Below are 13,169 nucleotides of genomic sequence, written 5' to 3'. Positions count from 1 at the left end.
TTATAAGGCAGCCGTATTCACCTGCCCGATCTCGATCCTGACCCTCAGACCACGCTCATCCGCGCCAGCTCCCAGGATCAGGCGGCCTTGATGCCCCTCGACGATCTCGCGCACGATGGCCAGGCCAAGGCCGCTGCCACCACCCGGGGAGCCCGGCAAGCGGGCGAAACGCTCCAGCACCCGGCTGCGCTGCTCAGGCGGAATGCCCGGGCCATCATCCTCGACCTCCAGCCAGACCTGCATGGCATCGGCTCCGGTGCGCAAGGTCACGCAACCGCCACGCGGAACATATTCGAGCGCGTTGTGAAGCAGATTGGCCATAGCCTCACGCAACAGCAAAGGGGATCCATTCAAAGGGGCGGCCCCAAGCTCGAAGCCCAGATCAATGCCGCCCTCGATCGCCCGGGGGACCCATTCATTGACCAGCTCACCGGCCAGTTTGGCCAGATCGGTCGGCACATGAGCGTCCGTACTGCTGGCCCCGGGTTCGGCGCGCGCCAGCGACAGCAATTGCACCGCCAGACGCGCCGAGCGCACTGCGGATTCGTGGATTTCACCCAGGCGGGCACGACTCTCGGGATCCCGCGTTTCCAGCTGCGCCAACTCGATGCGGGATTGCAAACCGGCCAGCGGCGTGCGCAACTGATGGGCCGCGGTGGCCAGAAAAGCCTGCTGGGCCTGATTGGCCTCGCCCAGTTGCTGCATCAGGCGATTCACCGCCGTCACCAGGGGTTGCACCTCATCCGGAGCGTCACGTAACTTCACTGGCGAAAGCTCGCGTGGCGAGCGCCGCTCGATCTCGCGCGAGAGGCGCACCAGCGGCCGCAAACCACTGCCCAGCCCGAACCACACCAGAGCGAAGGCCACGCTGCCCACCAGCGCCACCGGCACGAGGGCAGAGAGCTGCATGTCGCGGATCAGGCGGCCTCGCTTGCGCAGGGTGGCCGCCAGCACCACGCCGCAGTCGAGTGCACCGCACGCCTTGAGAATGGCCACGGCGCGCACCGGGCGCTCGTTGACCTGCGCGTCAAAGTAATACGGCTCGCCACGTTTGACGACATTCCCCGGCCACTGCAGGCCGCTCTCGCCCGCGATGCGCTCGAAACGCTCGTTGAAGGCGGCGTACCAGTTGTAGTCCAGGGCATCCGCATCCAGCAGTGCGGCAGCCTCGTCAGAAAGCTGGAAGCCGGTGTCACCCGTATCGTCCACCACGAAGTGCTCGGCCAGCGCCACAGCCACATCATTCATGGCGCGATCAAATTCGCGCTGCATCGGGCGCACCGCCAGCAGGTATTGCACGGCAGCGCTGGCCAGCAGCAGCGCCAGCAGGATCGGCAGCAGGATCAGCGCCAGACGCCGACGCAGGCTGCCGCTAAGCTTGCGCAGCATCGACCGGCTCTTCTTCGAGCATGTAACCGAAACCGCGCACAGTACGGATGCGCAAGCCGGAATCGGTCAGCTTGGTGCGCAAACGGGAAACGTAGACTTCCACGGCGTTCTCGCTCACGTCCCCCTCCCAGCCCGATAGCGAGCTGACCAGATGCTCCTTGCTGACCACCTTGCCGAGATGGCGCAGGAAGTATTCGAGCAGCTGCCATTCGCGCGCCGGAAGCTCAATCTCCAGCCCAGCAACCCAGGCCCGTCGCGCGGCCGCATCCAGAACCAGCTTGCCAACGGTGGTCTGCGCCCCGGCAGACTGGCCGCGCGCACGCCGCACCAGCGCCTTGGCGCGCGCCACCATTTCGGGCAGGGCGAAGGGCTTGACCATGTAGTCGTCCGCACCCAGTTCAAGGCCATGCACGCGATCATCAATGGCTTCGCGCCCGGTCAGCACCAGCACCGGCAGGCGCAAGCCTGCGGCGCGCACCCGGCGCAACACTTCGAAACCGTCGATGCCGGGCAGGCCGATATCCAGCACCAGCAGGTCGTAGTCATCCGCCTGCAGGGAGTTGGCCACTGGCTCGCCCTTGGCAGTCCAGTCCACCTGCGCATCGGCCTGACTCTGCAGGGCCCGCGAGATCGTATCGGCCAGCGCCGGATCGTCTTCCACCAGCATGACGCGCATGTTCAGGGCTTTCAAATTAAGGGTTCATATGGTGCCAGAAAAGCACAAACGCCCGTGGAGGTGGCGGGCGCTTGTGTTGGCTTGAGCCGCTCGCGCGACCCCTCAGACATTTACTTCTTGGCCGGCGCTACAGGTGCGGAAGCCGCCGGTGCCGGAGCGGCAGGCGTCGAAGTACTGGCCGAAGACTTCGCCTCAGTCTTCTTCTCGGTGCTTGCCACCTTGTGCAGCGCGGGAGCGGTGGTCTTCCCGGTGCTCACGGTGGAGGTTGCCTTTTCGGTCTTGGCCACCGCCTTGACCGGAGCAGCCGGCGTTTCGGCGGCAAAAGCGGTGGAGGCTGCGAAAGCCAGGGCAACAACGCTCAGGGTGATCTTGGTCATTTGGCAATTCCTCGTATCTGGTTGAGTGGCGGACTTGCTTGAGCGCGTGTCCGACCACTGCAGATTAAGGATTGAAGCTGACCACAGCCTGAGGCCAGACTGACAGCGAGCTGACACCATCAGCCCTTGCAGCTCAGCCCTCTGCTTAACCCCGACTAGCCGAGATCACGCCCTGCACTTCGCCGATCTGCTGGATCACCCGCGCCACCGGCTCGGAGCCGGAAACCTCGATGGTGAAACGCATGTGCGCCCGGCCGGACTTCGAGACCGTATTCACGCCAATGACATTGAGCTTGTCACGGGTAAACACTTCCGACACGTCACGCAGCAAGCCGGGGCGGTCATGCGCCTCAAGCACCACATCGACCGGGAAGACCTCGTTGAAAGCCTTGGCCTTGACGGCATGCGACCCCCACTCCGCAGGCACGATGCGCTCCGGGTGCTGCTTGGCAATATTCTGGAAGCTCGTGCAATCCGTGCGGTGAATAGACACCCCGCGCCCGCGCGTCACGAAACCCTGGATTTCGTCCGGTGGCACCGGCTTGCAGCAGCGTGCGAGCTGGGTCAGCAGGCGACCGACGCCGACCACCAGCACGCGGTCGTCCGATGAGGGCTTGTGCTCTTCACGAATCACCAGCTCCGGCTCAGGCGCGGCAGGCAACTCGGGAAGCACCGCGTTGTGAATCTGACGTCCGCTGATGTCACCACGCCCCACCGCGAGGAAGAAAGCGTGCAGATCCTTGAAGCCCAGCTTGCCAGCCAGTTGCTCCTGATTCGCCTGGGTCATGCCGCCACGTTGCAACTCCTTGGTCACGATCGCACGGCCATGCGCAGCAGTTTCTTCTTCCTCCTGCTGCACGAACCAGCGCCGCACCTTGGCGCGCGCGTTCGAGGTGACGAGATAACCCAGCTGCGGGTTGAGCCAGTCACGCGAGGGGCCGCCCTGCTTGGCGGCAATGATCTCCACCTTCTGCCCACTCGCGAGCGGTGTATCCAGCGGCACCATCTGGCCATCAAGCTTGGCGCCGCGGCAGCGATGGCCCAGGTCGGTGTGCAGGCGGTAAGCAAAATCAATCGGCGTCGCACCCGCCGCAAGATCGATCACGCGCCCTTGTGGCGTCACCACATAAACGGTGTCATCCAGCGCGGCCGCCTTGGTGTGCTCCTCCCACATGGCGCCATCAGTGACTTCATCACGCCAGGACAAAAGGTTGCGCAGCAGGGCGATCTTCTCGTCATATTCCGAGCCACCCGGCTCCTTCGCACCTTCCTTGTAGCGCCAGTGTGCGGCCACACCCAACTCGGCATGGCGGTGCATGTCGTAGGTGCGGATCTGCACTTCCATCGCCCGGCCGTCCGCCGCGCGCACAGCCGTATGCAGCGACTGGTAATTGTTGCCCTTGGGCTTGAGGATGTAGTCGTCGAACTCCTTGGAGATCGGCTCCCACAACTCGTGCACCAGACTCAGCACCGCATAGCAGTCACGCACTTCCTCGACCAGCACCCGCAAGGCGCGAACGTCATAAACCTGATCAAAGCCAACGTTCTTGCTGCGCATCTTGTTCCAGATGCTGTAGATGTGCTTGGGTCGGCCATAGACCTCAGCCTTCACACCGATGGCGGCCAGATCATGCTTGAGGCGCGCAATCGAGTCTGCGATGAAGGCCTCGCGCTCCACGCGGCGCTCGTCGAGCTGCTTGGCGATTTTCTTGTAGGTGTCCGGCTCAAGAAAACGGAAGGACAGATCCTCCAGCTCCCATTTGAGCTGCCACACCCCGAGGCGGTTGGCCAGGGGTGCGTAAAGATCCATGCTCTCGCGGGCGATATCGAGGTTGGTGCACTCCTTGTGCAGCGCGAAGTGACGCAAAGTTTGCACCCGCGACGCCAGGCGCAGCAGCACCACGCGGATGTCTTCAGCCAGCGCCAGCACCATCTTGCGCAGCACTTCGGTCTGCGCACGCAAGTCCGCGGGCGTCCCGCTTTCGGTACGCGAACTCATCTGCAGGCGGTTCAGGCGCCGCAAGCCTTCGGCAAGCTTGGAGGTAAGCCCACCGAATTTCTCCTCGATATGCTCGGTGGCCTTCGGATCAAACTCATGCACGGCAAACAGCAATGCTGCAACGCGCGCATCCAGATCAAGGCGCAGTGACACGGCCACCAGCGCCATGCCAAGCGCATGCTCAAAGATACCTTCACCACTGGTGAGCTTGCGATCACCATAGCAAGCCTGTGCCCACTCCACCGCCTGGGCAAGCACGGGCCGCGCCTCAGCGGACAGGCCGTTGGCAAGGACTTCATCAAAGGGGATTGCGCCGTCGGTATTGGCGACTGAGTGCTGAACTGAGACCATGCCGGATTATCCCACAGGCCACCGGCCTGCCTTGCTACCCTCTCGGGGAAACCCCGACACGGATACACATCATGTTTGCTGCGCTGCGTCGTCTTTTTGCTGCAAGAAACGCGCCGCCCGATGTGCCGGAAGCATTGTGGTCGGCCGTTGAGGCCAGCCTCTCCTGCCTGGCTCACCTATCCCCGGAGGAGCGCCTGCGTCTGCGCCAGATGGCACTGGCCTTCCTTGACGACAAGGTCTTCGCTGGCGCCCAGGGCTTCGAACCGGACAATTTCGCCCGCCTGTCGATTGCCCTGCAGGCCTGCCTGCCGGTACTGAACCTGGGCCTCGACGCCTATGCAGGCTGGCGCGGCATCATTGTCTATCCCGGCGACTTCGTGATCCCGCGCAGACTCATCGACGAAGACGGCCTGCTCCACGAGTACGAAGAAGATGCGCTGGGCGAATCCTGGGATGGTGGCCCGATCGTGCTGAGCTGGTTCGACAATCCGGCGGACTATGAAGGCGCCAATGTGGTGATCCACGAGTTCGCTCATAAGCTCGACATGCTCGGCGGCGAGGCGGATGGGCGCCCCCCGCTGCATGCGGGCATGAACACGGACGCCTGGTGCGCGGCATTCGATAACGCCTACGAAGACTTCTGCGCGCGTATCGATGCCGAAGAAGAGACCGAACTAGATCCCTATGCCGCCGAACACCCCGCCGAATTCTTTGCCGTCTGCTCGGAGGCCTTCTTCACCGCACCAGCCGGACTTGTCCGCGACTACCCTGGCGTATACGCCCAGCTGGCGGCCTTCTACAGGCAGGATCCGCTGCAAAGCAAGGCCTGATGCGGCTCGCCGCGACATTTCTTTTTTCTATTGGCGCTCCCGGCTGGCTCTCCTAGCCTGAGAAGGCTGGTCTGCGCCAGCCCCCTCTCTCAATCCCACAGGAGTCCGCCATGTCCATGACCTGGATCGTCGTCGCCAACGCCCGTCACGCCCGCATCTTTGCCCACCGCGGCCCGAATAAGGCCCTCGAACTGGTCAAGGAAACCGAGCTGAATGAAGACGAGTTCAGTGTGGCCGAATCCAGCGGACGCGCCTCGCCCAAACGCAAACAGCCCGGACGACATACCGCCCAGGGCTTCGCCCACCGCTTGGCCTTGGACCTGTGCAGCGGGCGAAGTCGAGGCTCCTTCCAGCGTGCCATCCTGGTCGCCCCCCCTGCATTCATGGGACTCCTCAACGCCGAGCTGGATGGCCCCACCGCCTCGCTGGTGAGCGGACGACTGGACAAGGATTACACCCGCAGTGAAGCCACGGCCCTTTCCAGCCACCTCGGTGATTGCCTGTGCGTATGATGCCCCCTGCAGGTTGATGTAACCCAGCGCTTGCGGCAGCACAGGCAGTCGCAAGCGCTTCCGGTAGAATCACGGTTCCCGTTCTTCGCGGTGCTCACCGATGCTTCGCTGGCTTCCTGCCCCTCTCAAACTCGTGTTCGCCAGTCTGGCCGGTGCGCTCAATACCGTGCTGGTCTTTCTCGCCTTTATCCCCTTCGCACTGCTCAAGCTCTGCATCCCGCTGACGCCGGTGCGCAAGTTCGCCGACCATTGCTTGGTCGCACTGGCCAATGCCTGGGTCAAAGTGAATGATCTGTGGATGGGCGCCATCGAGGCACGTCGCTGGCAAATCAGCGGAACCGACGATCTGCGCCCGCGCGGCTGGTATCTGGTCAGCGCCAACCACCAGAGCTGGGTCGACATCCTCGTGCTGCAAAGCATCTTTCGTGGGCGTATCCCCTTCCTGAAGTTCTTCCTCAAGAAAGAGCTCATCTACATCCCGGTGCTCGGGCTAGCCTGGTGGGCACTGGACTTCCCCTTCATGCGCCGCGGTGGCAAGACACTCTCAGCAGCGGCTGCGGATATGGCTACCGCGCGCAAGTCCTGCGAAAAATTCCGCCACATCCCTACTTCGGTGATCAACTTCCTTGAAGGAACACGCTTCACGGCAGCCAAACATGCCCAGCAGAAGTCGCCCTACAAGCATCTGCTTAAACCCAAGAGTGGCGGAGCCTCGATTGCCCTGGGCACCATGGGCGAACTCTTTGATGCCCTGCTGGATGTAACCATCGTCTATCCGGATGGCGTGCCGCGCTTCGTCGATCTGCTGCGAGGTCATATGGGTCGGGTGATCGTCGAAGTTAACAAGCTTACGATCCCAGCAGAGTTTCTCGGCGAAACCGCCTCGGCTGATCCTCAATACCGCGGGAAGATCCAGTTGTGGCTCAACGAGCAATGGGCAGCCAAGGATCAGCGCATCGAGTCCCTGCTGAAAAACTGAGTAGGGATGGGCGAGGAGCAGCTTCTAAGCAACCGCCCACTCGGCAAGGCGCCGATAGCGCAATCCATCAGACTTGGCTGATGCCGCCAGAGACCAACCTTCAAGCGGCCACTCAACGGGCTCCACGACCTCGAGCGATAAATCCGCACTCGCCTTGCGCAGCAAGGTGACATGCGGCACGAAGTCGCGGACGTCCAGCTTGAAGCCCGCATTGGTCAGTGCTGCGCGCAAGTCGGTCACGAAGTCGGCCAGCTCAGGCGGCCAGATCTCCGGAGCGGCCCACAGGATCTGGTTGTGCGGCCAGTAGTTCAGGCTTCGGATGCTCAAACTGGCGCGCGGCAGAGAGAGGCTTGCAGCAATCTGCCGCAAGCACTCAAACTCCTCTGCATCCACATCCCCCATAAACGCGAGTGTCAGGTGCAGGTCGCCGGCCAGCAGCGGCAGCCCCTCTTTGTTTTTGCCCAAAGCATGCAGTCTGGCTGCCACCTCTGGCGGTGGCCACAGAGCGAAGAAGGCTCGCCTAAACTCAGCTCGCACGGCGCGCCAGCAACGCCACCGCCTGCGTGGCAATACCCTCGCCACGACCAAGATGACCAAGCTTCTCGTTGGTCTTGCCCTTCACGTTAACGCAGGCGGGCTCAACGCCAAGATCTGCAGCAATATTGGCCACCATTTGCGCCGCATGAGGTGCGATTTTCGGGGCCTGCGCAATGATCGTGGCATCCATATTCACCACTTCCCAGCCGGCTTCGCGCACCCGGCGCATGGCTTCACGCAGGAGTACCCGGCTGTCGGCGCCAGCATGCGCGGGGTCGGTATCCGGAAAAAGCCGGCCGATATCTCCCAAGCCAACAGCGCCCAACACCGCATCTGTAATCGCGTGCAGCAGGGCATCCGCATCCGAATGCCCAAGCAGCCCCTTCTCGTAGGGGATCTCGACGCCCCCGAGAATCAGCTTGCGGCCCTCTACCAGACGATGCACGTCCAGCCCCTGGCCGATCCGGAAACCCACGCTCATGCTTCACTCCTTGCGCGCAGGATCAGTTCGGCGAGCGCCAGATCCTGCGGATATGTCAGTTTGAAATTGGTCGCATCTGCAGCAATCAGGCGCGGGCACAGACCCAGCGCCTCGACCGCACCGGCTTCATCCGTTACGCCTGGCTTGGCCTGCAAGGCCTCGCGCAACAAGCCGAGGCGGAACATCTGCGGTGTCTGTGCCTGCCACATCGCCTCCCGCGAAACAGTTGCCGCTACGCGCCCGTCTGCGCCGCTGCGCTTGAGCGTATCGGCCACCGGCTGAGCCAGCAGCCCTCCAACCGGATCATCCGCCAGCGCCTCGATCAGGCCATCGACCTGCGCCTCAGTGAGACAGGCGCGTGCCGCATCATGTACCAGCACCCAATCTTCGGCCGCCAGATCGGCCGCGAGAACCCGCAGCGCGTTCGCAACGCTCCCCGCGCGTGTCGAGCCACCCACTCGCAGCACCTGCAGGCGCTCTGCCAGCGGCTGCCAGTCAAACTCTTCCCACCACTCATCTTCCGGCGACAAGACCACGCACACCCGCTCGATGCGCGACACCCGCGTCAGGGTGGCAAGGGCATGCCAGAGCATAGGCCGGCCGGCCAGCTCAAGATATTGCTTGGGACGCTTGGCCCCCATGCGACTGCCACTCCCGGCAGCCGGTACGATGGCGAAGAAGCGGCTCATGCCAAAGGCTCCGATAGATACGAAAAAGCCGGGCAGCTACGCCCGGCTTTTCTATTAATGACCACGAAGATCAATCCGCTTGCTTCCTGAGGAAGGCCGGGATGTCGTAAGTGCCAAAACCGTTATCACTCATCGCCTGCACCGTGTTGCGGGTGCTGCGGCGAATGACGGCAGGCATGGCCAGGTCTTCGTAATTGACTTCCATCGGCACATTGTCGGTGCCGGTCTTGACCATCTGGATCACAGGCTGACGAGCTGCAACGCGGCGCGCACCCAAGCCTGTCGCCAACACGGTCACGCGGATGCGGTCTTCCATGGCATCGTCAAATACCGTACCGTAGAACACGGTAGCATCTTCAGTCGCAAAGGCTCGCACGGTCTGCACGGCTTCGCGCACTTCGCTCATTTTCAGCGAACGGCTGGCGGTAATATTGATCAGCACGCCACGCGCGCCGGAGAGCTCCACGCCTTCCAGCAGCGGGCTAGCAGCAGCCTGCTCGGCCGCGATGCGGGCACGATCCATGCCGGCCGCTTCAGCCGAGCCCATCATCGCACGGCCCATTTCGGCCATCAGCGTGCGTACATCCTGGAAGTCGACGTTCACCAGACCCGGCACATTGATGATTTCGGCGATACCGCCAACGGCCTTGCGCAGCACGTCGTCGGCATTACGGAAACATTCTTCCATGCTGGCATCATCGCCATAGACTTCCATCAGCTTGTCGTTGAGCACAACGATCAGGGAGTCGACATGCTTGGCCAATTCTTCCACGCCACTGTCAGCAGTACGGAAGCGGTTTTCGAAATCGAAAGGTTTGGTGACCACCGCCACCGTCAGGATGCCCAGTTCCTTGGCTATTTCAGCCACCACCGGAGCGGCGCCTGTACCGGTACCGCCGCCCATGCCTGCGGTGATGAAGGCCATGTGTGCACCTTGCAGGGAGGCCACGATAGCATCGCGGGCTTCAAGGGCTTCAGCACGGCCTGCTTCAGGCTTGGCGCCAGCACCGAGGCCGGACTTGCCGAGCTGGATCTTGCGCGAAGCGAGCGAGCGCTTGAGCGCCTGGGCATCGGTGTTGGCGCAGATGAACTCAACGCCTTGAACACCTTCGCGAATCATGTGATCAACTGCATTGCCACCTGCACCGCCGACACCAATAACCTTGATGACGGTACCACTCGGTTCCTTGTCGACAACCTCGATCAGATCCATATGCTCCCCTTTTCTGCCAGCGCTGCGCCCTGCGTGAAGATGTTTTGCGGCAAATCAAAACACCCTAAATGTAGTATCACGGCGCGGAGTGTACTACTAAATAAGCGAAAGAAATACAAGAGCTTCCCCTAGGTCCAGATAGCTGTTGCAACTACATGACAAATCAGAAGTTTTTCTCAAACCAGGCCTTCATGCGCTCGAAAGAGTGGCGCAGGCTACGCGTTTCGCGCGCCTGCAAACCACGCCTGCGCTGGGCCGCGCCTTCCAGCACCAGGCCCATCACATTGGCGTATTGCGGCTGGCACACGACATCGGCCAGCGGCCCTTGATACACCGGCACGCCAATGCGCACCGGCACATGAAACACTTCGTCCCCCAGCTCGCACATCCCGCCGAGCAGGCCAGTGCCTCCTGTCAAGACGAGGCCAGATGAAAGCAGCTCTTCATAGCCACTGCGCCGCAATTCAGCCTGCACCAGCTCGAAAAGCTCCTGCACGCGTGGCTGGATAACCGCCGCCAGGCTTTCGCGTGACAGTCGGCGCGAAGCGCGGTCACCCACGCTCGGAACGTCAATGGTCTCTTCCGGATCCACCAGGCTCTGCATGGCCATGCCGTAATCGAGCTTGATGCCCTCAGCCTCACTGGTCGGCGTGCGTAAGGCCATAGCGATATCGTTGGTGATCTGGTCGCCGGCAATCGGAATGACTGCCGTGTGACGGATCGCGCCCTGTGTGAATACGGCCAAGTCAGTCGTGCCGCCGCCGATATCCACCAGACACACGCCGAGCTCTTTCTCATCTTCAGACAAGGTGGCAAAACTGGAGGCCAGCGGCTGCAGCACCAGATCGATGACTTCCAGCCCGCAGCGACGCACGCATTTGACGAGATTCTGCGCAGCAGACACTGCGCCGGTGATGATGTGCACCTTAACCTCTAGCTTCACACCACTCATACCGATCGGCTCGCGCACACCGTCCTGGCCGTCAATGATGAATTCCTGAGTCAGGATGTGAAGAATTTGCTGATCCGCCGGGATCGGCATGGCACGCGCCACTTCGATCACCCGCTCGACGTCCAACGGGGTGACTTCCTTATCCTTGATGGCCACCATGCCATTGCTGTTGAAGCTGCGGATGTGGCTGCCAGCGATGCCGGTATAGACATCGCGGATCTTACAGTCAGCCATCAGCTCGACTTCCTGCACCACGCGCGAAATCGCATCCACCGTGGCCTCGATGTTGACCACCACCCCTTTCTTCAGGCCCGAGGAAGGCTGGGTGGCCACGCCGATGATTTCTAGACGCCCATCCGGCCGCAATTCGGCCACCATGGCGGTCACCTTGGAAGTGCCCACGTCGAGACCGACGATCAGATCCTTGCTGTCCTTGCTCATTGCTTGCCTTTTCCTTGTTCGCTGCCTGCCATTCGCACCGCGAAACCACTCGGGTAGCGCAGATCCGCCACCGTGACGGCGCGCGGCAGCCTCTTCGTGAGTTGCGGCCACATACTTACAAAACGCTTGAGTCGCTCATCGATCGGCGCCTTTGCCTGGTCCTTGCCCACTTCGAGCACCATGCCATCGTCAAGCTTGAGCTGCCAGGCATGACGACCGGAAAGTGACAAGGCCACCACATTCCTGTTGATCGGCTGCAACAATTCATTGAAGCGGCGCATTTGCGCCAGGATATGCACGCTCGCCTCGGGCGGGCCGCTGAACACCGGCATGCTGTCATTGGCTGCCGCATCGAACAGTTCGCCAAAGCCATTGACCAGACGTGTATCGCCGGAATCGGCACTGCGCCAGTAGGCTACCGCCACATGCTCTTCCAGCGAGACCTCGATGGCCCCCGGCCATTGCCGGCGTAACTGGGCGCTACGCACCCAGGGCAGATTCTCGAAAGCCGTACGGCCCTTCTCAAGATTCACGGTAAAGAAATTGCCACCCAGCGCGGAAGCCGCCACGTACTCCAACTGTGCATGGGTGACATGCGACAAGGGCGACACGATCACCACCTCACGCAAACCAAACAGCGGCAAACGCACCGCCGCCTTGACGACCGCCATGCCCAGCAACACCGACGCCACCAGGATCAACACATCGGAGACCAGATTCATCCAGTCCGGCCGATGCCAAAAGCCCGCCGCAGCACGTCGCACGCCGGCCTCACGGCCGCGCGTAGCTGACGTCTTGCCGAAGGCGGGCTGGTGCTCAGTCACGCTTCGTCTGCTCCAGAATGGCAAGGCACAAAGTCTCGAAACTGTAGCCGGCTGCACGAGCAGCCATCGGCACCAGGGAGTGACTGGTCATGCCCGGCGCCGTATTGGCCTCGAGCAGATAAGGCAGGCCGGCTTCATCCATTAGGAAATCGACACGCCCCCAGCCCTTGCCGCCAAGCACTTCGAAGCCACGTAGCGCGTACGCGCCAACTTGCGCCTCCATCTCGGCGGAGAGACCCGAGGGGCAGCGATAAACCGTGTCGTCGCGGAAATACTTGGCTTCGTAATCGTAGAAATCGCTCGCAGGTTCGATCTTGACCGAGGGCAGTGCGCGACCACCAAGAATCGCGCATGTGTATTCGCCACCACCGATGAAGCGTTCCGCCATCACCAGCTTATCGAGCTTGCGCGCGGCTTCGAAGGCCGGGCGAAACTCCGCCAGGCTACGCACCTTGGTCACCCCCAGGCTCGAGCCTTCGCAAGCGGGCTTGACGAATAGCGGAAAACCCAGCCGTTGGGCGATCTGTTCGAAATCACTGTGCTCGTCGAGCATGCAGAAGTCGGGCACCGGCAGGCCAGCCGCCTGCCACAGCAGCTTGGTCCGCCACTTGTCCATGCCGATGGCGGAGGCAAGTACACCACATCCCGTGTAGGGGATTCCAAGCGCCTCCAGCGCGCCCTGCACCGTGCCGTCTTCACCGAAGCGACCATGTAGCGTGATGAACGCGCGGGTAAAACCCTCTTGCCTGAGTTCCCACACCGGCCGTTCGGCCGGATCAAAAGCATACGCATCCACGCCAGCCGCGCGCAGAGCCGCCAACACGGCGTTACCGGAGAGCAGCGAAATTTCGCGCTCGGCCGAAGGCCCTCCCATCAGGACAGCGACCTTGCCGAAGAGCTTCACATCTGTTGTCACGAG

General features: G+C 62.1%; 14 protein-coding genes. 3 read left to right on the top strand and 11 right to left on the bottom strand.

What is annotated here, in order from left to right:
- The 4 genes from HJ583_RS15530 to HJ583_RS15515 all read right to left on the bottom strand — a co-directional run bounded on the left by HJ583_RS15530 (nucleotide 1) and on the right by HJ583_RS15515 (nucleotide 4,792).
- On the bottom strand, nucleotides 1-1,389 hold the full coding sequence (locus tag HJ583_RS15530) for a sensor histidine kinase (protein WP_170022775.1): 1,389 nt from the start codon (nucleotides 1,387-1,389) through the stop codon (nucleotides 1-3).
- Entirely contained in the window at nucleotides 1,373-2,080 is a 708-nt protein-coding gene (locus HJ583_RS15525; protein ID WP_328824915.1) for a response regulator transcription factor, read from the bottom strand. The genes HJ583_RS15530 and HJ583_RS15525 overlap by 17 nt, the downstream gene beginning before the upstream one ends.
- Before the next feature lie 95 nt (nucleotides 2,081-2,175).
- Nucleotides 2,176-2,442 carry a hypothetical protein gene (locus HJ583_RS15520; protein WP_101944350.1) on the bottom strand — a complete coding sequence of 89 codons (267 nt, stop codon included), beginning with the start codon at nucleotides 2,440-2,442 and terminating at the stop codon, nucleotides 2,176-2,178.
- A gap of 145 nt (nucleotides 2,443-2,587) precedes the next feature.
- Nucleotides 2,588-4,792: a RelA/SpoT family protein gene (locus HJ583_RS15515; RefSeq protein ID WP_170022774.1), complete on the bottom strand. Its 2,205-nt coding sequence runs from the start codon at nucleotides 4,790-4,792 to the stop codon at nucleotides 2,588-2,590.
- A 71-nt stretch (nucleotides 4,793-4,863) separates the two neighbouring features.
- On the opposite strand from HJ583_RS15515, the gene HJ583_RS15510 reads away from it, so the two are divergent.
- The 3 genes from HJ583_RS15510 to HJ583_RS15500 all read left to right on the top strand — a co-directional run bounded on the left by HJ583_RS15510 (nucleotide 4,864) and on the right by HJ583_RS15500 (nucleotide 7,113).
- Entirely contained in the window at nucleotides 4,864-5,622 is a 759-nt protein-coding gene (locus HJ583_RS15510) for a M90 family metallopeptidase (protein WP_170022773.1), read from the top strand.
- Between the two features lie 110 nt (nucleotides 5,623-5,732).
- Complete coding sequence (locus HJ583_RS15505) at nucleotides 5,733-6,134, top strand: host attachment protein (RefSeq protein WP_170022772.1); 402 nt, start codon at nucleotides 5,733-5,735, stop codon at nucleotides 6,132-6,134.
- A gap of 100 nt (nucleotides 6,135-6,234) precedes the next feature.
- Complete coding sequence (locus HJ583_RS15500; RefSeq protein ID WP_170022771.1) at nucleotides 6,235-7,113, top strand: acyltransferase; 879 nt, start codon at nucleotides 6,235-6,237, stop codon at nucleotides 7,111-7,113.
- 24 nt (nucleotides 7,114-7,137) lie between these two features.
- Here HJ583_RS15500 and thpR read toward each other — a convergent pair whose 3' ends face one another.
- The 7 genes from thpR to HJ583_RS15465 all read right to left on the bottom strand — a co-directional run bounded on the left by thpR (nucleotide 7,138) and on the right by HJ583_RS15465 (nucleotide 13,166).
- Entirely contained in the window at nucleotides 7,138-7,650 is a 513-nt protein-coding gene (gene thpR, locus HJ583_RS15495) for an RNA 2',3'-cyclic phosphodiesterase (protein WP_328824935.1), read from the bottom strand.
- Nucleotides 7,640-8,131 (bottom strand): 2-C-methyl-D-erythritol 2,4-cyclodiphosphate synthase, encoded by a 492-nt coding sequence (ispF, locus tag HJ583_RS15490; protein ID WP_170022769.1) that lies wholly within the window; start codon nucleotides 8,129-8,131, stop codon nucleotides 7,640-7,642. The genes thpR and ispF overlap by 11 nt, the downstream gene beginning before the upstream one ends.
- Nucleotides 8,128-8,820, bottom strand: coding sequence for a 2-C-methyl-D-erythritol 4-phosphate cytidylyltransferase (gene ispD, locus HJ583_RS15485; protein ID WP_170022768.1), 693 nt, complete (start codon nucleotides 8,818-8,820; stop codon nucleotides 8,128-8,130). Before ispD ends, ispF begins: the two co-directional genes overlap by 4 nt.
- Nucleotides 8,821-8,890: 70 nt before the next feature.
- Nucleotides 8,891-10,027: a cell division protein FtsZ gene (ftsZ, locus tag HJ583_RS15480; protein WP_170022981.1), complete on the bottom strand. Its 1,137-nt coding sequence runs from the start codon at nucleotides 10,025-10,027 to the stop codon at nucleotides 8,891-8,893.
- Between the two features lie 169 nt (nucleotides 10,028-10,196).
- The gene (ftsA, locus tag HJ583_RS15475) at nucleotides 10,197-11,426 is read right to left on the bottom strand and encodes a cell division protein FtsA (RefSeq protein WP_170022767.1); all 1,230 of its coding nucleotides are present in this window, start codon (nucleotides 11,424-11,426) and stop codon (nucleotides 10,197-10,199) included.
- Entirely contained in the window at nucleotides 11,423-12,250 is an 828-nt protein-coding gene (locus HJ583_RS15470) for a cell division protein FtsQ/DivIB (RefSeq protein ID WP_170022766.1), read from the bottom strand. Before HJ583_RS15470 ends, ftsA begins: the two co-directional genes overlap by 4 nt.
- Nucleotides 12,243-13,166 carry a D-alanine--D-alanine ligase gene (locus tag HJ583_RS15465; protein ID WP_408058209.1) on the bottom strand — a complete coding sequence of 308 codons (924 nt, stop codon included), beginning with the start codon at nucleotides 13,164-13,166 and terminating at the stop codon, nucleotides 12,243-12,245. Before HJ583_RS15465 ends, HJ583_RS15470 begins: the two co-directional genes overlap by 8 nt.
- Nucleotides 13,167-13,169 lie beyond the last annotated feature (3 nt).

The organism is Uliginosibacterium aquaticum (assembly GCF_012972705.2).
Taxonomy (GTDB): domain Bacteria; phylum Pseudomonadota; class Gammaproteobacteria; order Burkholderiales; family Rhodocyclaceae; genus Uliginosibacterium; species Uliginosibacterium aquaticum.
This window is presented reverse-complemented; position numbering and strand designations above follow the sequence as displayed.

Excerpts from the sequence above, each read along its gene's own strand:
- HJ583_RS15530 (WP_170022775.1), bottom strand. The coding sequence starts at position 1,389 with ATGCTGCGCAAGCTTAGCGGCAGCCTGCGTCGGCGTCTGGCGCTGATC.
- HJ583_RS15520 (WP_101944350.1), bottom strand. The coding sequence starts at position 2,442 with ATGACCAAGATCACCCTGAGCGTTGTTGCCCTGGCTTTCGCAGCCTCC.
- HJ583_RS15515 (WP_170022774.1), bottom strand. The coding sequence starts at position 4,792 with ATGGTCTCAGTTCAGCACTCAGTCGCCAATACCGACGGCGCAATCCCC.
- HJ583_RS15510 (WP_170022773.1), top strand. The coding sequence starts at position 4,864 with ATGTTTGCTGCGCTGCGTCGTCTTTTTGCTGCAAGAAACGCGCCGCCC.
- HJ583_RS15505 (WP_170022772.1), top strand. The coding sequence starts at position 5,733 with ATGTCCATGACCTGGATCGTCGTCGCCAACGCCCGTCACGCCCGCATC.
- HJ583_RS15500 (WP_170022771.1), top strand. The coding sequence starts at position 6,235 with ATGCTTCGCTGGCTTCCTGCCCCTCTCAAACTCGTGTTCGCCAGTCTG.
- ispF (WP_170022769.1), bottom strand. The coding sequence starts at position 8,131 with ATGAGCGTGGGTTTCCGGATCGGCCAGGGGCTGGACGTGCATCGTCTG.
- ispD (WP_170022768.1), bottom strand. The coding sequence starts at position 8,820 with ATGAGCCGCTTCTTCGCCATCGTACCGGCTGCCGGGAGTGGCAGTCGC.
- ftsA (WP_170022767.1), bottom strand. The coding sequence starts at position 11,426 with ATGAGCAAGGACAGCAAGGATCTGATCGTCGGTCTCGACGTGGGCACT.